The 19,581-nt window shown below is 68.1% G+C and carries 11 protein-coding genes; all 11 read right to left on the bottom strand.

Annotation, left to right across the window (positions count from 1 at the left end; all coding sequences use genetic code 11):
• Positions 1-18: 18 nt before the first annotated feature.
• Entirely contained in the window at positions 19-5,154 is a 5,136-nt protein-coding gene (locus tag VM221_10395; protein ID HUT75224.1) for a hypothetical protein, read from the bottom strand.
• A 13-nt stretch (positions 5,155-5,167) separates the two neighbouring features.
• Positions 5,168-5,773: a transposase gene (locus VM221_10390; protein HUT75223.1), complete on the bottom strand. Its 606-nt coding sequence runs from the start codon at positions 5,771-5,773 to the stop codon at positions 5,168-5,170.
• Between the two features lie 131 nt (positions 5,774-5,904).
• Positions 5,905-8,301, bottom strand: a complete 2,397-nt coding sequence (locus tag VM221_10385) for a type II secretion system protein (GenBank protein HUT75222.1) — start codon at positions 8,299-8,301, stop codon at positions 5,905-5,907.
• A 192-nt stretch (positions 8,302-8,493) separates the two neighbouring features.
• Positions 8,494-10,014, bottom strand: a complete 1,521-nt coding sequence (locus tag VM221_10380) for a type II secretion system protein (GenBank protein ID HUT75221.1) — start codon at positions 10,012-10,014, stop codon at positions 8,494-8,496.
• A 78-nt stretch (positions 10,015-10,092) separates the two neighbouring features.
• Complete coding sequence (locus VM221_10375) at positions 10,093-12,039, bottom strand: prepilin-type N-terminal cleavage/methylation domain-containing protein (GenBank protein ID HUT75220.1); 1,947 nt, start codon at positions 12,037-12,039, stop codon at positions 10,093-10,095.
• A 305-nt stretch (positions 12,040-12,344) separates the two neighbouring features.
• Complete coding sequence (locus VM221_10370; GenBank protein ID HUT75219.1) at positions 12,345-13,001, bottom strand: type II secretion system protein; 657 nt, start codon at positions 12,999-13,001, stop codon at positions 12,345-12,347.
• A gap of 109 nt (positions 13,002-13,110) precedes the next feature.
• The gene (locus VM221_10365; GenBank protein ID HUT75218.1) at positions 13,111-14,034 is read right to left on the bottom strand and encodes a prepilin-type N-terminal cleavage/methylation domain-containing protein; all 924 of its coding nucleotides are present in this window, start codon (positions 14,032-14,034) and stop codon (positions 13,111-13,113) included.
• 179 nt (positions 14,035-14,213) lie between these two features.
• Complete coding sequence (locus VM221_10360; protein ID HUT75217.1) at positions 14,214-15,086, bottom strand: prepilin peptidase; 873 nt, start codon at positions 15,084-15,086, stop codon at positions 14,214-14,216.
• A gap of 7 nt (positions 15,087-15,093) precedes the next feature.
• Entirely contained in the window at positions 15,094-16,368 is a 1,275-nt protein-coding gene (locus VM221_10355) for a type II secretion system F family protein (GenBank protein ID HUT75216.1), read from the bottom strand.
• Between the two features lie 70 nt (positions 16,369-16,438).
• Positions 16,439-17,497, bottom strand: coding sequence for a type IV pilus twitching motility protein PilT (locus VM221_10350; protein ID HUT75215.1), 1,059 nt, complete (start codon positions 17,495-17,497; stop codon positions 16,439-16,441).
• Between the two features lie 247 nt (positions 17,498-17,744).
• Complete coding sequence (locus tag VM221_10345; GenBank protein HUT75214.1) at positions 17,745-19,490, bottom strand: ATPase, T2SS/T4P/T4SS family; 1,746 nt, start codon at positions 19,488-19,490, stop codon at positions 17,745-17,747.
• Positions 19,491-19,581 lie beyond the last annotated feature (91 nt).

Below are 19,581 nucleotides of genomic sequence, written 5' to 3'. Positions count from 1 at the left end.
ATCACCTTCTGCCGCGGCTTACCGCAGGTCCACCGCGCGCGGCTGGCGCAGCGGTCTCGCACCCCCGCGCAGCGACGGGTACTCCGACCGTCCGGGGTCGGGAATCAAGAGGTGGTCCCACGCATTGCGGTCCATCATCCCCGACAGTGGATCGAGAGTGCGAACCACCCGCTGCCCCACGCTCAGAGCGGGATTGACCAGCAGCACCTCACCGGTGGTCGGCGCCGCCAGCTCCAGCGGGTCGGTGCTGGAGTACGGGTTGGGGTAGGAGTTCACGACCAGGTACTGCCCATCGCCCAGCCGCTTCGCGTAAGCCGGCAGGAACCCCACCGCGCCGGTGGCGGAGCCGGCGGTGACGGTGGCCTGCGCGTACGTCGTCAGGTGGTTGAGGGCGGCGACACGGGCCGCGTCCCACAGCGCCTGGCTCAGGCCGGCGTGGGGCTCGCTGATGAGCGGGGGATAGCGCCCGGTGGTCACGGGGTCGCCGACCTCCGCCGTCCACTGTCGGAGAGACCATTCCAGCTCGGCGATTTCCTCCTCGTACGTCGTCAGCCAACCACCGGGGCGCGGGACGGCGGTGTCGTGCATCCACGGCGCCGCGCCGCGCATCTCGAACACCGGGGTCAGATAGCCCGCCGCCGCCGGGTTGTTCCAGGTGGCGTAGTCCACCAGCTTGACGCCGACGTCATCCACCACCAGGGCGTGGAGGGCGCCGTTGACCGCCAGGGAGTCGGCCTGGCGAATACTGAGGAAGTCGCGGGGCAGCTGCTCCCCGCCGACGTAGCTCCAGGGGCTGGTGCGCGGGCGGTAGATGTTGATGCCCTCGGCGCCGCGGCCCACCACGCGGTTCCCCGCCAGGTACGCGAGCGGCTGGCCGGTATCGGCCTCCGCGGGCGCGATCTCCACCAGGCGCACGTACTGGTCATCGCCCCGCGGGTCCGGCGGGTGGTTGCCCACGGCGCACATGATCCTGGTGCTGAGGTACGGGTACGGAGCGGCGGCTTCCAGGCGCGCGACCGTGGTGAAGGCCGCCTCGAGCTTGGTGGCGCCACCGGCCCGCGTGGGCCAGTCGGTAAGCGGGGGCGAAGCGACTTCGCGCACCAGCTCGACGAATAGCGGCGCGAGTGCCGCATTGGTCAGGTCGGGGCGGTAGCGGCCGTTGACCAGTGGCCGCGCAACCTCCAGCACCCGGTACTTCCCCGCGTCGGCGATCAGTGTCGTCACCCATTCCAGGGCAACCGTATCGCCGTTGCGAATCACGCCCTCCAGGTCAACCACGTCGGCCAGGAGCGCCGAGGTGCGGTAGTAGTAGCGCTGCGCGTCGGCCGGCGCGAGCAGCCACGCCTGCTCCGCGGTCATGCCGCCCAGATCCGCCGCGGGGTCGTCGTTGGGGTAGCGCCAAACCACTTCGTGAGCGGGGTCGAGCTCCACCACCATGCTCGCGCCCGTGTCCACGACCAGGAGGTTGCCGTTGGGCAGCGCGCGCGCGCGCGTCGGCCGCTCCAGCGGCTCGAACATCCTCTCCGCGTACGAGTCCTGCACCGGTATGCCCGCCGCGCCGATCTGCGTCCCGGGGCGCAGGTGCCACAGCGCGTTTTCACTGGTGACGGCGCGGCCGCCGGCGTCCGCCATCAGCAGGCGGTTGCTGTCGGCGATCACCAATTCCGGGCTCGCCAGCCCGGCCACTCCTCCCAGGCCGCCCGCGTCGCTCGCCCATACCAAGCCCCGGTCCGCGACCGCCAGGCTGCACGGCGCCGGCGACGCGACCCCGCTCGCCAGAGTGCTGACGAACGCCGGCTGCGCTAGGTAGGACCACGGCCGATCGGTGAGATCGTCGGGCGTGGGATCCTCCGGCACCACCGGCAGGCCGAGCAGCAGGTAGCGCTGGGTGCCGTGATCGTAGGCGGCCGCCATCACCGTGTCATTGGCAACCACGGGCGAGCTGACGAATTCCCACCCGTCGGGCGCCAGGTACATCCACTTGACGAGCGGCGTGGCCTCCATCGTTCTCTCCGTCAGCACCCCGGAGCTGAAGAAGCGCACGCGCACCCGCTGCGGCAGGTAGCGGCTACCGTTCCACACGGGGCAGCCGAGGTCGCCGATGGCCCCGGCGTCGAGGCGGATGATGCTGTCCTGGAACTCGACCCGCCAGTTGCTCTGGGAGGCGGAAATCTGGGGAATGGCGTAGCGCGGGCTGTTGTAGTCGGAGCTGGCGGGATCGGTATTGGTCGAGATCCACACCGTCGCCCCGGAGCGGTCCGCGGCCACGACCTGGTTGGGGTCGGCGCTGTAGGGCGGGAGGTTGACGCCGTCGTTGGGCGGGGCGGTGGGATCTATGGCGATGGGCTGCCCGAGGCCGTCGCGGAAGACGGGATCCGCGGTGCCGGGATTGACCAGCGCCGCGGAGGGGTTGAGCTCCAACGCATAGAGAGCTCCCGAGGGGCCGGGGCTCAGCGCCTCGTTGCGCTGGTCGCCCTGGCGGCGGAAGAAGCGGTAGTTGGCCACCGCATACAACGTATCTCCGAAGCACGCCGGGGTGAAGGAGAAGCTGGAGTAATAGTAGCCGCCGGCCGCCAGTGGGGTCTCGCCCCGATAGCGGTCGCCGATGAAACGCCAGTTGGGCTGGCCGGCACCGCTCGCGGATATCGCGCAGCTGGCGAGCTGGCCCTCGCTCGACGGGCTGGGGTAGGCGTCAACCGCGTCGGTGCCGATGAAGACCGTATCCTCGACCACACATGGCGAGGAGTACCCCGCTTCGTTGATGAAGCCGCTCACGGACGCGGTGCGGTTGCCGGCGCCGCTGAGCATCCCGTTGAGGGCGGTCGGCGAGCCCGGTGACAGGCTCAAGGGGCGCAGCTCGCGCCAGTTGTCCTGGGCGTCGCGATACCTGATCCAGATGTCGCCGAAGCCGAGCGGGTAGCGATTCTCGGCCGCCGGCCCCCAACCGAACATCGCCCACCGGGTGAAGGTGATGCTGAGCTGCCCGCCGCTCTCGTTGCGAACGTAGTTCAGGGGCTTGCTGGGATCGTTGTCCACGTGCGGGGGCACCTGAATCCACGGCCCCCCGGGGTTGCCGTAGGCGTTGGGGAACCACACCTGCACCGCCTGGTCGTCCGCCACGTCCTCCACCACGCCGCTGCCGTCAATATCCGCGACCCAAACCTGGTCCCACCCCGGGGCCGGGGCGCGCACCATCAGCGGGGTGACGTATAGCCATCCCACCGCCGACGGCAACGGCCGCGGCAGGCTGTCGCCGGTGGCGACCGCCACCTGCACCGGCTGCGGCTCGGTCGGCTGCCACAGGGCATCGTAGGCGGCGGCCGTCGTCACCGCCGGCGAGTTGGCGAAGCTCATCGCCCGCCCGCCCGCGGTCATCGGCACCTGCGCCGCCGGCTCCTCGTAGAGGATGCCGCCGACGTTCCTCTGCGTGTTCCAGCCGGCGGCGTCGTAGAGCAGGAGACCGGCGTCGCGATTCGGCGCCTCCAGGGTGCCGCTGTCGGTCGTGAGCAGGGCGAAGAACTGGTCCGCCGCCACCGGCCCCGAGCCGACCAGGCCGTGGTTGTCGCTGGGCTGCGGCAGGGAGTGATGCTTGATGGTGGCGGACCACACCGGGGCGACCTGCTCTCCGTCGGTCGCATCCGCCAGGTAGGCCTGGAGCGAGCAGTCCAGGTTATCCGTCGTCTTGACGGCCGCCGCCGCCAGTCGGCGCGGGCGGGTGCCGTCGTAGGTGGTGGCAACCGCCGGCGTTCCCACCACCTGGCGCGCCGGTTCGGACGAGCGCGAGCTGGGGTCAGCGGGGTCCTGCCAGGGCACGGTTAGGCTCCACAGCCGGTCGGCGGCGAAGCCGTTGGCATAGTCGGCCGCGCCGTCATCGCTGCGGCCGTCGAGGTCGCGGTCGCGATAGGGGTTGGAGTCCCACACCCCCAACACGCCGCTCGCCGATCCCGCAAAGGTCAAGCCGCGGCTCACACACGCCGGCCCGCCGAGCGAACCCGAGAGCGTGGTTGCGTCACTCCACGCCGGCAGCGGCGGCCCCGGGAGCGCCTCGACATAGTCACCGCGGAAGCGGACGCGCCCGTGCGCCCCCGACCAGTCCATCCACCACTGAATCATGTTGTAGGCCAGCTTGAGGTCCGGCAGCGCCCACTGCGGCAGCTCCAACGCCGTCTGCGGCTGCACCGGCGGGTCGGTCAGGCCCGCGTACCAGTTGCTGATGCCGGCCCCGACCCCGCAGGCCGAGATGACGATGCAGCCCTCGCCGAAGTGACCGGCGGCGATGGCAGGGGTCCGGTACCTGGTGCCGCCGACGTCGTAGACCTCACCCACCACCTCCTGCAGGGCGGTGATGCTTGCGATTGCGTTGTTGGGAGGGAACAGGCAATTCACGCCGGCGACGATGCCGTCCAGGGGGCTCAGCCCCCGGCTGGTTGCCAGCGGCGCGCCGGTCGGGTCGGCGGCGGGAACCCGTGCGCCCGCGGCATAAGGGTACTGCTCGCCGAGCCACTGCAGCTCGTCGTCGGTCAGCACGCAGCGGCCGCGCAGCAGCGGGTGGTTGGGATCCACCGCGGTCTTGGTCGCGGTCACGGTGCGGTCGCGTCCCGCGAACTGCAGCGGCGGGCGCAGGAAGAAATCGCCGAGCAGCGGGTCTTGGGGAGGAGGTCCCGCCGCGCCCGGCTGGTTGTCCATCCACAGCAGGCCGCCCTGCTCCACCCACGTCTCCAGCGCTTGCTGCTGGGCGGGAGTGAGGCCGACCAGCGCGCCGGTGTAGGCGATGGGCACCAGCAAGACGTCGAAGTTCTGCAGCAGCGGCAGATCAATGACGTCCATGGCGATCGCCCAGTAGGCGGGGTCGCGCTGGTCCTGGGTCGCGGCGACGGGATTGACGATGTCCCAGCCCGGGGGGCGGGGCGGATGGAACTCGAAGCTCTGAGCGCCGAGGGGAATGGTCAGCGAGTTCGAGCCGAGCAGGTAGAAGACGTAGGGGCTGGGCACGGAGGTGTAGTCCCCGTACATGAGGATGGCGGCGCGGATGGCGCGGCGCTCCTGAGCGTAGCTGTCCCAGGTGCGCCCGGAGTACAGCGGCGCCGCGATGCCCAGCGCGCACGCCAGGGCCGCGGCCGCCGCCAGGATGGTTGTCCATCGTCGCGATCGCATGTCAGTTACCAGTTTACGTGTCATCTCCGTAGGGGCCGGGTTCCATCCCGGCCCGTCCCTTCCCCTCCGGGCCAATCAGGAGATCGGCCCCTACCTCCGACCATCCCGTAGGGGCCGGGTCCATCCCCGACCTGTCCGCGTCGGGATTCGGCATCCCGGCAAAAGGGTATTCGCCAACCTCCTGCACCATCCCCCGCCGCACCGGATTCTCGATTACGTACGTACAGATCTCGCCCAGATCCTCAGCCCTGCGTATGACGTGGTCGTAGTACGAACGCTGCCACAGCTGCCCGCTGTGACCGAGCCTGCGGCCAGCGTGGCTCACAAACGACTTGAACCTGCGAATGAACGAGGGAATGGAATCCGCACCATCCCCCGCCCAGCATACCAAATGAACGTGGTCCGGCATCACGCAGTATGCGAATACCTTGACGCCGCTGAGAGCCTCCAGGGACTGCAGGGTCGCCACCGCCTCTTGCGCCAGTGTCCGATGGCGAAAAGGCGACGCTCCCCGCCGTGCGCAAACGGTCAGGGAATAGGCATGACCGGGCTCGCCATAGTCATGTCCGGGCAACCGAAGTTGCTTGCGCTTCGGGCATTCCACGGCCCGTTCAATCATTGCCCTCCCCCTCCGGGCCGATCAGGAGATCGGCCCCTACCTCCGACCATCCCGTAGGGCCGGGTTCCACCCCGGCCCGTCCCTCCTGGCGGGCCGATCAGGAGATCGGCCCCTACGACTACGACGGCCGACTATATCCGTTCCCCCCAGGCGATCATGGCCGGGCTTACCGGCAGCTTGGGCAGGCGCGGCGGGCCGCCGGGCTCATTGGCGATGAGCCCGCGGCACAGCGACTCGTCGTAGAGATAGCGCAATGTATAGCGGCTGATGCCGAGGTCGGGGTCGTAGTTGGCGCTGGTCGGTAGCCAGCCGGCGTTGGCGCCGCGCCACTTGGCGACCCAGTCCATGGCGTCGGCCAGGGGGGCGGTGCGATTCTCGGCGACGGCGCCGAGCACGGTGATGCGGATGTCGAGCGGCTCGCCGGGCGCTGGACTACCCATGGGATCGCTCCCCGGGTCCGGGGGAGGGGGATTGAAGAAGCTGCCGGGGATGACGAACCAGCTTCCGTGCTCGGCGTAGATGGCGGCATCAATCTCGACGTCCACGCGCGCCCGGATGTCGCGCACCCAGTAGAAGCGTTGGCTGTCGTCGGTCACGCGGAAGCGGACGATGTGCGGCTCGCCGATGGCGAGCGGGGTGAACGTGATGCGCTTGTTGGCGCCGAAGCTGACGTTGGGGATGGATTCCTGCACCGGATAGACGGCATTGGTTTCGTTGTTATAGCTCTCGATCGGAGGCGGGACGAACAGGAAGTAGTTGGTGGCGCCGTCATAGACGGGCAGGCCGCCGATCTCCCAGCTATAGGGGACGCCGTTGATCAACACCTGCATCTTGGCGGCGCCCGCGCGCCCCACCGGCAGATAGACGTTGGGCTGGCCGCTGTGCTTGAGGTAGATCTGCACCGGATCCATGCTCGCGGTCGTGACCACCACATCCAGCGGCTGACCGGGGCGCACCTCGTACCACGGCGTGTCCTCGACCACGACTTGGGTCGCGGGCTGCAGCACCTGCTGCAAGGCGGGGGTATTGAAGACCACCGAGTCGCGCGCCAGCAGCGCCAGCTTGGTGTCGGTCGCCGCGCTCGCACCCGGTAGCCCCGCTGCCTCCGGGCCCAGCACGTTGCCCTCGATGAAGACGTTGCCGCCGGAGACGACGGTCAGGTGGTAGTGGCGATTGGTGTCGTCCACCGGCGTCCACGACTGGCCGAGCGGGTCGTTGGGAAACGCATATGATTCCTGGTCATAGTAGCGCGCGGGTGACCCCACGCGCGGCGGCAGCATGCCCTTGACCGCGACATCGCCCGCCGCATAGATGACCCCGTTCTCGGGGAACGGCAAATCGAGCGGCCCCGCGCCGATGAGCTCGCCCCGCCGGTTGCGGAAGCCCGCTCCCGCGCCGCGCCAGGTGAGGCGAATTCTAGGCGGCGGGCTGCCGCCGGGCGCGCCCGGCAGCAACTCCAGTACCACCGCGTCGGGGCTGCCGCCGAAGCCGGGGTCCATCCACTCCGAGCGCATCTGCTCGTAGTCGTGGTTGTGCTTGATGTGCTCGGGGTTGTTGATGTAGAGGCCCTTGCCGTAGCCGCACCAGCCGGTGTTGACCTGCCGTCCGGCATAGGGCCCCGCGCCGTCAATCCAGGTGCCCGAGTCGCGGGTGAGGGCGAGGTAGCGGGCGGCATCGAGGGCGGGAGCATCCAGGTAGCGCACCCAGCGGGGATCGCTGTTGATGTCGGGTTGCTGGCGTCCGTCGCGGTAGAACCCGCCGAGGGTGTCGAAGGCCGCGGATTGGCTCGGCAGCACCGACCGCGGCGCCCCACCGTCAATCGCCACCAGCACCTGCGACGACGGGCCGTCCCAAAGCTGCGTAGTCTCATTCCACCGCGGCACCATGTCGTGGGAGATGTCGCCGGCCACCGCGATGTTGTCGCCGCGGTTGGACGACAGGTTGACCTGGACATCGCCGTGCCAGGCGAGGTCGCTGTTGACGCGGATGGGCCCGTCTATCACTGTCTTGTAGAGGCGCCCGGGCCACGGCGCCGGCGGGGCGTCGTAGAGGTACATCCTGACGCTGGCGCCGAGCGAGGCGGGCAGTGGATTCTTCTCGCCGTTGGCGACGAAGCGGATGAAGTCGGTGATGAGAATGGGTTGATAGCCCACCATGCGCCGCTGCAAGAAGGGGTTGCCCTTGAGCGCGGCCACGCTCTCGAGCTTGATGTAGCGGGAGTAGGGGTCGCCCGCCTGGGGCTCGTAAGTGACGGTGAGGCGGAATTCTCCGTCGCCGTAGTCGAAGGTTCCGGGGTTGGGGTCGGGGCGCCAGTCCGCCCCCTCCGGGCCCTCCAGCATGTTGTAGTGCGCGTAGTTCAGCCCCGCCGTAGCGATCTCTTGCAGGGCGACGCTGAATGACTGCCGCTGGGCCTGGCGCAACTGCGAAACGATGACGGCCAGGAACAGCGCCGCCAGCACCGCGACGATCAGCATCACCAGGACCGCCATGATCAGCGCCTGGCCGGATTGGCTATTCAGTTTTCGCATACGGCGCATCATGCGCAACCTCGAGCACACCCATTTTTCGCCGCAGGCTTCCGCGGGTAAACGCGGATCCATGTCCTGCTCATTTGGTGGCGCAGCCGTCTCGGCTGCGAAATCGCCTTCTTGGCAGGCGAGACGCCTGCCCCACCATTCTCAATCCGCTCGGCGTCCATCCGCGGCTGACTGACACCGAGATCACCGCGGGATGTTCTTCAGCTTGACCTTGGCCACCAGCGTCGCGTCCTGACGCGACGCCGGCGGCGTGCGCGCCGCGATGTCGCGCTTGCTGACGATGAGACTAATGTTGATAACCGCCTTGGTCGCATAGCTTGCCACTACCAGTTGGCTGCCCAGATTGTTGCGATAGCGGTAGCGGACGTGGACGGTGTCGGTGGCGGCGGGGTACTCGCCGCCGTCGGAGTCGAAGACGATGCGGATGCCATCCACGGCGTAGTGGTTGGGGCCGATGCTCGCCGGGGTGGCCGGCATGGGGTCCACCTGCTGATAGTAGGTGATCTCGCCCCCGCTGGTCTCGACCCACACGGTGACGGAGCCGGCGACGAGGCGCCGCGAATCCCGGGCCGGATCGGGGTCGAGATCGGTCGTCGCCCGCACCCTCGGCAGTTCGTATATGTACATGTCGAGGGCGCTGGCGACCGCGACGTCGTTCGCCGGAAAGTCGAACTGAACCTGCCCGCGGTCGTAGTCAACGCCGAAGGCGAACTGCGCCGGGCCGGGGTCGTTGACATCACGCAGCGGGTAGGAGGCGAGGTCGTACAGCGGTGTCCCCACCGCGTCCTCGACCCACACCTCGCCGTTGGCGCTGTCCACCGCGGTCTGGTAGGCGAGGACCCGCGGGCTGCCCGCGTAGATCTTGATGCGGCCCATCTCCCGGAACGCGGCGGCGGCGGGATCCCACTGCGCGAAGTTGACCCACAGCGGGTAGCGCGCCCGGTAGCGGCTGTAGTCGCGCGGGAAGCCGCCGACCGCCGGCAGCAGCGCTTCCTCGGTTACCGGCTCCGGGGAGAACGACGCGACCGGCACGTCGTAGTCCCAGTCGTCCGGCGTCAGGCCCACCGCGCGCTCGCCGTACCAGCGGCGGCGCTGCTGCTGGTTGCTGTCCGGCGGCACCGGATACAGGCTCACCGCCTCCAGCCACGGATAGCCGGGCTGGGCGGTCGGCCACGTGCCGTTGTAGGAATACCCGTCCGCGTACCAGAATGCCGCCCGCGGCAGCGCCTCGCCGGAGTCGTTCCACGGATCATCGCGCCTGGTCGGATCGGGGATTTCCGTGCGCGCCAGGTAGTAGGGGTTGACCGGGTCCGCGTCCGGTTGATAGAAGGGCGCGTAGGCGCTGCGCGGATCGCGCAGCGCCCGCCAGTAGCGGACCGCCGCCGCCTGCGGCTCGATGGGGGCCGCTCCCTGGGACGAACTGACTGTCGGCAGGAATGCGACGAACCCCCCATCGGCAGGGGGATCGAACACGTACATCGCCTCCGCCAGCTCGCGCGTCATCGCGTCAAGCGCCAGGCGCGCCGCGGACAGCGCGTCGGCGCGCGCGACCCCCTTTTCCATGTAGGCCATGCCGGTCAGCACCGGATAGCCGACCAGCGCCAGCATCACCACGATGAGAAAAAGGGTGACCAGGATCTCGATCAGGGTGAAGCCGGCGCAAGCTCCTCTTACTGCTCTGCGACCGCAGGGCTTTGCGGTCACACCAGGCTCACCGCACGCCAGATTGTATGGTATCGGTTTCATCTGCCGGTTGTCTGTCCCGCTGCCGAGCGCATCCTCCTAGCGCCGCAGGAAGGTCTCGACCACCGCCGAGCGCCACCTCTCCGGTGATTCTTCCCCGCCCGTCGCGCGCGTCCTCCCGCGTCCGGCCCACAACACGCGCGCGCGCATGCTCGCGCCCTGAATGCGGAGGTCGCCCCACGCCGCGTCATGGGCGAGCTGCACGCGCGCGCTGTCGCCGGCGAGCGCGATCCGATGCAGCTCGCCGACCACCGCGCGCGGGTTGGTGTTGGCGGGCGCGTCGGCGTACATATAGTAGCTGGCAACCACGCTCTTGCCGACCTCGGAGCGACCGAAGTCCAGCAAGTTGGTGCCCGCGGTCCACACCGCCGAGCGATAGCCCGGCGTCGCGCTGACCATCACCGCATAGTCGGCGGCCGCCTTCATCGGCTGCACCGTCCAGTCCATCTCGCCGCGGTAGTAGATGCGGTAGGTGCGCCCGCCGGCGGGCTCGGGCGGCGAGCCGTCGCCCGCGGTGAAGCTGATAACGCCGTTGCCGTAGTCAACGGTGAAGTCTGAACTCGCCGGGGTGCCCTCCACGTAGTCGAGACGGGCGCCGGTCTCGGTATCCAAGATAATGACCATGTCGTCGTCGCCGGGGAGGAGGCGATTGCGCGCCGGCTGGCGCGGCGGGTTGAGGTAGGCGCCGGACTTGATCGGCGAGACCGCGAGGTGAATGCGCATCTCCGTGTCGGGACTCCGCTCTTCCGTCAGGATCTGCCAGTCGCGCACGCGATAGTCCACGTTGACCGTGCGCCCGGCGTCAGCGGGGTGGCACAGCAGGTGGGCATCGGGCGACGCGATGTCTTGGTCGAGGCGGAAGTGGGCGGGCCCGGTGGGCGCCGCGGCGCCGACGCCGTCGAAGATGAAGGCCTGGTGTATGCGCTCGCTCAGCGGCACCACCCCCTCGAAGTCCGCCGGCAGCGGACCGGCGGTGCCGCCGCCGCCGGTTTCACTGGGCGTCCCGGCCTGCGCATAGTCAAACGTGGTCGGATTGGGGCCGGGCGGCACGGTAATCGGGCCGAAGGTGCCGTTGAAGCTGGCCGGGGTCAAGCCGGCGATGATGACCTTCTGCCCGCTGGTGAACTCGTGGGGCGCCATGGTGGTGATGGTGACTGTGGTGCCGGCGGCGTCGCGCACAGCGCCGCCGGGAGCGATGGTCTGCGTCACCGGCCACAGCGACATCGGCCCCTGGCCGAGGGCCGTGCCGGTCGGGGTGGTGTCCCACCCGGCGGGCACGGTAATCAACTGCGTCGTGTCCGTCATCTCGACCTGTCGCTCTTCGCCCTGGCCGGTGGCGGTCAGATACGTGAACTCGACCCGAAACTTGCGGTCGTAGCCGCCGCCGGCGGCGCTGGGCACGTAATCGAAGCTGATGGCGCCCTGGTCGTAGTCAATGTAGTAGCGTTCCCAGTCCCTGGGACTGGGGGCGGTAGCATCGAGCAGGAAGCCCACTCGATCCACCCGCTGATAGCGGGTGGTGTAGATGAACAGCGGATCGCCGTCCGCCGGGTTGTCGTAGAGGTGCTCCAGGGGGCCGAAGCGCAGGCGGCACAGCGGCACGCGGATGGCGCCTGCGGTTTCGACATCGCCGATCGGCAGCATCTCGCCGATGATCGTGCGCGGCAGGTACACGCTGTCGGGCTCCCAGTTGGGGTTGGTGGCCTTGGGGCGCAGGTCGTCGGGATCGTAGTCGGGTCTGTACTGGAGGCTGGCGCTGGAGCTGTCGGCCCAGACGATAGCCTCGGGCAGACTGCCGGCGGCGAGGCGCCAGCGCTGGATCTCGCGGTCGGCGAGGCGGGAGGCGATGGATTCCTGGCGGCTGCGCTCGATGGCCGCGAACCCGGCCGGGAACAGGCGCAGCGCCGCGTAGGCGCCGATGAGCAGGATCACCAGCGCCACCAGCACCTCGACCAGGGTGAAGCCCGGTGACTGTCTTGCCGTCATTGCGAGCCCTTCGCCGCGGTCACTCTGAGCGCCTTGTCCCCCGTAGCCTTGGCGAAGGGGGAAGCGAAGAGTCTGGTTCGGCTCAGAGCCTGCCCTGAGCCTGCCAAAGGGGTAAACTCGCGAGGGGTCTCGTGTCTCGAGCAGCCGCGATCGGAGATTCCTCGGGCGCTTCGCTTCCTCGGAATGACATTCAGCGTCGCGACCGGTATTAACCTTGGCAGAGTAGCCTCGCATCGTCATCCGCATGAATGAAATGATTGGATACCGCTCGCACCGCCCGCCCGCGGCGGGCAAGACATCAACAGCTAACGCGGCTGCTCTGCCTTGTACTGGTCGTAGCGTGACGGCATGCGGCTGACGCTGCCGTCGGCCCACAGCACCAGGTCCTGATCGTTGCGGCGCAGGTCGCCCAGGTCGGTGCGGTCCGCCGGCGGGATCGCCCGATGCATGGGGCACCAGGTGACGACCGTGTTGTCGGGCGGGAACGGCTGCTTCAGGTTGCGCAGGCCCTGCTCGGGCCAGACGCTCGAGCGATCACGCCGGTAATTCCAGTCGTAAACGTTGTAACCTCCCAGATAGGGCCAGTCGCCGAAGTCGGGGCGGTCGGCGAGGGCGCGCGGGCAGTGCAGGGCGCGCGCGCCGGTCAGGTAGTTGGCCGGCGGTATGACGTAGTCCAGCGGCCCCGCCTGTTCATAGGCCCAGAACGCATAGTAGAGCTGCGCCAGCCCCAGCCCGTGCGTGCCCGGCTGCGGCGGATTCGGTGCGACCAACCATTCTCCGGCATCGGGCGGGAATCCCATGTGGTCGGCGCGGTACATGAGCAGCGCCTGGCCGATCATCCTCAGGTTGTTGGCGCACACGCTCACCTGCTGCCGGGACTGCAGGGTGCTGAAGATGGGCACCACCATCGTCGCCAGGATGACCATGATGCCGATGACAACCAGCACCTCAACCAGGGTCATGCCAGCGGTCGCCGTCGAGTGCCGTGCCATAGAGTCTCGATGTCCTAACCGACCGATGCCGGCGCGCGTAACCTTCCGCGGCCGGCGTAAGCAGGGACGCGCGGCCGCCCTACTGCGGCGGCTGGTTCACCCAGTCGTAGCTCGAGATGCGCGTGAAGTCCGCATCGCCGCCGATGCGGACGACGTTATCCTGCCAGGCGGATTCACGACCGAAGTAGCTGCGATGGTACGGGCAGTGGGTGATGATGGTCTCGTCCGGCGCCCAGCGTTGGTAGAGCCCCGCGAATTTCGCGGACGACGTGGGGTAGTCGCGTACGCGGGGGACGGCGGTGTACTCCGCCTGGGCGTCCGCCGCCGCCAGGTGGGCGAGGCCGTCGGTGGTGAGGCCGTAGTAGTTGTAGAGCTGGTAGCGGGTGTCCGCCGTGCCGTCGCCCACGGGCGGCCCGGCCGGCAATTGGTCGGGGTTGACCTGGGGCATGCAGTTGTAGCTGCTGTAGTGCTCGCGGAAGTTGCGCAGCCGGGTCGCTTCGTTAATGGTACCGTCATTCCAGGATTTGCCGTAGTTGGGATCTCCCCACTCCAGGATCGTCGGCCCGGTGTAGGTCGCAGGGCCCGTGCCGGGCTCGTCCACTGTCGTCTTCATGGTCGCGTAGAGCACCATGTATTCGCCCAGGGGTGTCGGGTCGTCCGGGCAGCGCAGGGCCTTGACGTTGGTCACGTAATCCGGGTAGAGCGCGCTGATGCCGCCGAAGCCGCTGACGGGATCGTAGGGGGGCGGGAAGGCGCGATAGTCCTGCTGGTACATCCTGGCGGCGGCGGCGATGGCATGCATGTTGGCGATGCACGTAGCCTGGTGCGCCTTTTCTATGGCCCTGGCGTAAACCGGCATGATGATGGCCGCGAGCACGGCGATGATGCCGATGACCACCAGCAGCTCGATGAGCGTGAAGCCGCTGCGCCCGCGGGGCGCCTGCCGCAACCGCCGGGGGACGAGACTGCCGCAAACTCTGGTGTCGCGATACCGAGCGCCCATTCTCCTACCCTCGCTTCCCTGGATCTTACGTCGGCGTGCCCGGGCACACCTTCAACCTACCATACCCCCCGCGCCTCGGCGCCTAAACCCCCGCCGCCGGCCCCCCGCTCATGTGCGGCGCACGGGCGAGACGGTCCCGTACCGGCCGCCCGGGCGCCCCTAATCCGGTCGCTTCGTCATTACCCCGCCCAGGTGGAACGATAGGCGACCCAGGCCTGCTCCAGCAGCCGGTTGATGGGCCCCGGGAACAACATCACCGCCAACGCCGCCACCGCCATGAACGGACCGAAGGGAATGTACTCCTGGCGCTTGCGCAGGCGTACCGCGATTAACGCGCTGCCCGCCGCCGCACCTGCCACCACCGCCAGGCCGAAGCTGAGCAGCGCCAGCCCGGGGCCCAGCAGCGCGCCGATGGCGGCGCCCAGCTTGAGATCGCCGCCGCCCATTCCCTCCTTGCGGAAGATGAGCAGGCTGAGTAGGGCGATCACAAGGAAGAAGGCGGCGCCGACAATGATGCCCGCAACCGAGTACGGCATCTTCAATAGCCACGAACTCCACGGCACATGAACCGCCAGCAGCGGCCGCTGCCACAGCAGAATCCCGGCGACGTCGAGGGCGAGGCCAACGCCGATCCCGGTCACCGCCAGCTCGTCCGGGATGATCATGTGTTCCAGGTCGATGAAGAAGATGGCAATCAAGAGGGCGGCGAAGGCCAGCTTCGCGGCGAGATGGGCGAGCGCCGGTGCGCCTTCGGTCCACACCTCCTGGGAGGTGAGCCAGGCGGCAACGAAGCAGACGGCGGTCACCAGCTCGACGACGAAGTAGCGCCAGCCGATGCGGGCCCCACAATAACGGCACTTGCGGCCCAGCATCAGGAAACTGACCAACGGTACCAGGTCGAGCACTCCCAGCCGGTGGCCGCATGCCGGGCAGTGGGAGGGCGGGTTGACGATCGACTCGTCCCGCGGGAGTCGGTGGATGCAGACGTTGAGGAAGCTGCCCACGGCCGCACCCAGGACGAAGAAGATGGACCCGGCGATCACCTCCGGCATGCCACTATCAGTATCCTCCGCCTGCCTCGCCGGCGCCGCTGCCGCCGCCCGCGAGGTTGTTGATGACCGCGATCAGGGGGAGGAACATCGAAATGACAATGAAGCCGACGATCCCGCCGAGCATCACGATCATGACCGGCTCCAAGGCCGCGGTCAGGCTCTGCAGGGTGGCCTCGACCTCGCTCTCGTAGAAGTCGGCGACCTTGTTGAGCATGGCGTCCAGAGAACCGGTCTCCTCGCCGATGGCAATCATCTGCACCACCATCGGCGGGAACAAGCCGCTCTTGGCCAGCGGATCGCCGATACGCTCGCCCTCGCGGATGGCGGCGCGGGCGGACATGATCGCATCGGACATGATCTCATTGTCAACGGCGCCGGCGACGGTCTCCAACGCTTGCAGGATGGGCACGCCGCTGACCATCAGGGTGCCCAGGGTGCGCGAGAAGCGCGCGATGGCGACCTTGTGGTTGAGCTTCCCGAATACCGGAATGCGCAGCCGCACCCAGTCCCATTGGCGCTTGCCGGTGCGCGTTCGAATATAGCGGCCGACGGCCACGTAGAGCAAGACGATGCCGAGGATCAGGACATACCAGCGGGTCTTCGCGAAGTTCGAGAAGTCCACCAGCACCTGCGTGGGCCCGGGTAGCTCCTTGATTTCCAGCTCTTGGAACAGCTCTATGAAGCGGGGGATGATAAACGTCACCAGCCCAAGGACGATCGCGGTCGCGAAGAACATGACCAGCACCGGGTAGGTCATCGCCGATCGCACCTTGCGCTTGAGGCGCTGGTCTTCCTCGAGGAACATCGCCAGGCGGTTGAGCGTCTCGTCGAGCACACCGCCGACCTCGCCGGCGCGCACCAGGCCCACGAACAGGTTGGAGAACACGTTGGGGAACTTGGTGAGGGAGCGCGACAGGGTCTCGCCGGCCTCGACTGAGGTCTGGAGCTCGCGGATGATCTGGCGCAGGCGGAAGCTCGAGGTCTGCTCCTCCAGCACCGCCAGGCACCGCACCAGGGACACGCCGGCGTTCATCATGGTCGCGAACTGGCGGCAGAATACCGCCAAGTCGCGCCCGCTGACGCGCCCGAAGATGGCGAAAGCGCCGGCCTGGGGCGGTGCGCCAGCCTGCGCCGCGGGTGCGCCGCGCTCCTCGGTAACCTTCTGCACCCAGAAGCCCTTTTCCCGCAGGCGGCGCACCAGCATCTGTTCGTTCTCGGCCTCGCTGGTGCCCCTCTGCACCTTGCCCAGAGCGTCCTTCGCGATGTATCTGTAGGTTGCCAACTCTCGATCTCCTGCCTCGCCGGCAGACCCCGGCGCCCGGCCCTCCCGGCCCCATCCGTCGCGATCCGCGCTAGGAGCTCTCGCTGAAGAGCATCTTCTTCAGTTCGTCCACATTCATCGCTCGCGCCAGCGCCTCCTCGTAGGTGATGAGGCCGCGCTGGTAGTAGTCCCGCAGGCACTGGTCCATGGTCTGCATGCCGAGGTGGGCGCTGGTCTGGATCATGGAGGTGATCTGGTGGGCCTTGCCCTCGCGGATGAGGTTGCGGATGGCGGGCGACGCTGTCATGACCTCGATGACGGCGACGCGCCCGGGCATGCCGGCGCGCGGGAGCAACTGCTGCGAGATCACCGCCTCCAGGTTGTTGGAGAGCATGATGCGGATCTGCTCCTGCTGTCCCGCCGGGAACACGTCCACGATGCGGTCCACCGTCTGCGCCGCGTTGTTGGTATGGACGGTGGCGAACACCAGGTGGCCGGTTTCGGCCGCGGTGATGGCCAGGCGCATGGTCTCGAGGTCGCGCATCTCGCCCACGAGGATGACATCGGGATCCTCGCGCAGCGCCTCGCGCAGCGCGATCTGGAAGTCCTTGGTGTCCTGGCCCAGCTCGCGCTGGTTGATGATGCTGCGCCGGTGCGTGTGCAGGTATTCGATCGGGTCCTCGATGGTGATGATGTGCTTGGAGGTCTCGCCGTTGATGAGCCCGATCATCGCCGCCAGGGTGGTGGACTTGCCGCTGCCGGTGGGGCCGGTGACCAGCACCAGCCCGCGCGGCTTGCGCGCGAGGTCCTCCAGCACCAGCGGCAGGTTGAGCTCGCGGACGGTGGGGATGCGCGCCGGGATCAACCGCAGCGCGGCCGCGACCGTGCCCTTGTCGCGGAAGACGTTGACGCGGAAGCGCGCGATCTTGCCCAGGGCATAGGAGCAGTCGAGTTCATAGGTGCTCTCGAATGTCTGGATCTGCTCGTCGCTCAGGATGTCATAGACCATCCGCTGCGAGATGTGCTCGGTGAACGGGGAGTAGTTGGTGGCGAGGAGCTCGCCGTCAACGCGGATGACCGGGGGGATGCTGACGGCGATGTGCAGGTCCGAGGCGTTCTTGCTGACGACGATGTCGAGCAGCTCGTCGATGTGGACGTCGGCGAGGTCCTTGGTGCTCGCCCCGGCAGCCGCCGGTGGCAGCGCGACCTCCGCGAACTCCTCGACCTCAACGGCCGGGTCGGTCTCCCCGGTGTGCAGTTGTTCAGTGGCGGCTTCCATCGGCGTCGTACATCCTCCTTGGTCCCGGGGTGCTGCCACCGCCCCCGGCCGTCCTACCACAGGCAAGATCGTCCCCGGCCGCTGCCGCCGGGGATCCAGGGCCGGCCGCACCGAGGCCTCAGCGCGAGCCTTGAGTGAAGACCACCCGCATCACCTCTTCGATGGTGGTGATGCCCTCGATGACCTTCTCGAAGCCGTCGCGCCTGAGGGTCTTCATCCCGTTGGCGATCGCCGCCTCCACCAGCTCTGACAACGGCGCGCGCTTGACCACGAGATCTTGGATCTCTTCGTTGATCAGCATCATCTCGAAGATGCCGGTGCGGCCGTAGTAGCCGGTGTGCATGCACTGCTCGCAGCCGCGGCCGCGGTAGAACACCACGTCCTCGGCGTCGGCGACGCGGAAGCCCACCCGCGTCAGCGCTTCCACCGGCGGGCGGTACTGCTCCTTGCAGTTGGAGCAGATCTTGCGCGCCAGCCGCTGCGCCAACACTCCCGCCACCGACGCGGAGATGAGGAACGGCTCCACCCCCATGTCCACCAGCCGGGTGACGGCCGAAGGCGCGTCGTTGGTGTGTAGGGTGGACAGCACCAGGTGGCCGGTCAGGGCCGCCTGCACCGCGATCTCCGCCGTCTCCAGGTCGCGGATCTCGCCCACCATGATGATATCCGGGTCTTGGCGCAGAAAGTGGCGCATGGCCATGGCGAAGGTCAGCCCCGCCTTGCGGTTGACGTGCACCTGGCTGATCCCCGGCAGCTGGTACTCCACCGGGTCCTCGATGGTGATGACGTTTCTCTCCACCGAGTTGATCTTGTTGAGGATGGCGTACTGGGTCGTGGTCTTGCCGGAGCCGGTGGGGCCGGTGGACAGGAACATGCCGTTGGGCTGGACGATGACGGTCTCGACGTCGGCCTGCACCTCGGGGAACATGCCCAGCTTGCTGAGGCCGATGAGCACGCTCGACTGGTCGAGGATGCGCATCACCGCCTTCTCCCCGAAGACCGTGGGCAGGGTCGACACGCGCAGGTCGTAGTCCTTGCCCTCGTGGCGCACGTGGATGCGCCCGTCCAGCGGCACCCGGCGCTCGGCGATGTTCATATCGGCCATGATCTTGATGCGCGAGATGAGCGGCGCGTGGACGTACTTGGGGATATTCATGCGTTCGTGCAGCACGCCGTCAATGCGGTAGCGCACACGCACCCCGCGGCGGTCGGGCTCGACGTGGATGTCGCTGGCGCGTTCCTTGATCGCGGTCTGGATGATGACGTTGACGACGCGGATGATAGGGGCTTCCTCGGCCAGTTGGGTCGCCCGGTCCACGTCCTCATCCACGCCCGCGCCGGCCATGACCTCGGTCTGGAGGCTGCCGCCGCCACCGACCCCCAGCGCCTCCAGCGCCGTCTGCAGCGATTCGTCGGTGACGACGCCGCCGGCGTCGCTGCGCTGGATCGCCGCAATGTCCTCCGCGCTCGCCAGCACCGCCTCTACCTCGTAGCCGGTCATGAGGCGGATGTCGTCGAGGGCGAAGACGTTGGTGGGGTCGGCCATCGCCACCACCAGCCGATCCCCGTTGCGCTTGATGGGGATGGCGCTGTGGCGCGAGATCATGCTCTGGGGAATGGACTTGGAGACCTGCTCGTCAATCTGGGAGCGATCGAGCTCAACGAAGGGGACGCCGATCTGCTCGGCGTAGGCGCGCAGGACGTCCTTGTCCTTGACATAGCCCTTGTCCACCAGGATGCGGCCCAGCCGCTCGGTGGTGCTGGCCTGGATCGCCAGCGCTTCCTCCAGCTGCTCCTGCGTGATCAGTCCCTGACCCAGCAGGATCTGGCCTATGGGCTTCTTCGGCCCGCGGGACGTCGCCATGCCCTCTACCTCAGAAACAAGGCTCCCTGGTTACCGACCGTATGAATTGATGACTGCCGGACTACCCACAGAACCATTATACCACATACGC

Source organism: Armatimonadota bacterium, assembly GCA_035527535.1.
Lineage (GTDB): Bacteria > Armatimonadota > Hebobacteria.
Note: the sequence above shows the minus strand (reverse complement) of the source record. Positions and strands in the feature narration are given on the sequence as shown.

Excerpts from the sequence above, each read along its gene's own strand:
- VM221_10395 (HUT75224.1), bottom strand. The coding sequence starts at position 5,154 with ATGCGATCGCGACGATGGACAACCATCCTGGCGGCGGCCGCGGCCCTG.
- VM221_10390 (HUT75223.1), bottom strand. The coding sequence starts at position 5,773 with ATGATTGAACGGGCCGTGGAATGCCCGAAGCGCAAGCAACTTCGGTTG.
- VM221_10385 (HUT75222.1), bottom strand. The coding sequence starts at position 8,301 with ATGCGAAAACTGAATAGCCAATCCGGCCAGGCGCTGATCATGGCGGTC.
- VM221_10375 (HUT75220.1), bottom strand. The coding sequence starts at position 12,039 with ATGACGGCAAGACAGTCACCGGGCTTCACCCTGGTCGAGGTGCTGGTG.
- VM221_10370 (HUT75219.1), bottom strand. The coding sequence starts at position 13,001 with ATGACCCTGGTTGAGGTGCTGGTTGTCATCGGCATCATGGTCATCCTG.
- VM221_10365 (HUT75218.1), bottom strand. The coding sequence starts at position 14,034 with ATGGGCGCTCGGTATCGCGACACCAGAGTTTGCGGCAGTCTCGTCCCC.
- VM221_10360 (HUT75217.1), bottom strand. The coding sequence starts at position 15,086 with ATGCCGGAGGTGATCGCCGGGTCCATCTTCTTCGTCCTGGGTGCGGCC.
- VM221_10345 (HUT75214.1), bottom strand. The coding sequence starts at position 19,490 with ATGGCGACGTCCCGCGGGCCGAAGAAGCCCATAGGCCAGATCCTGCTG.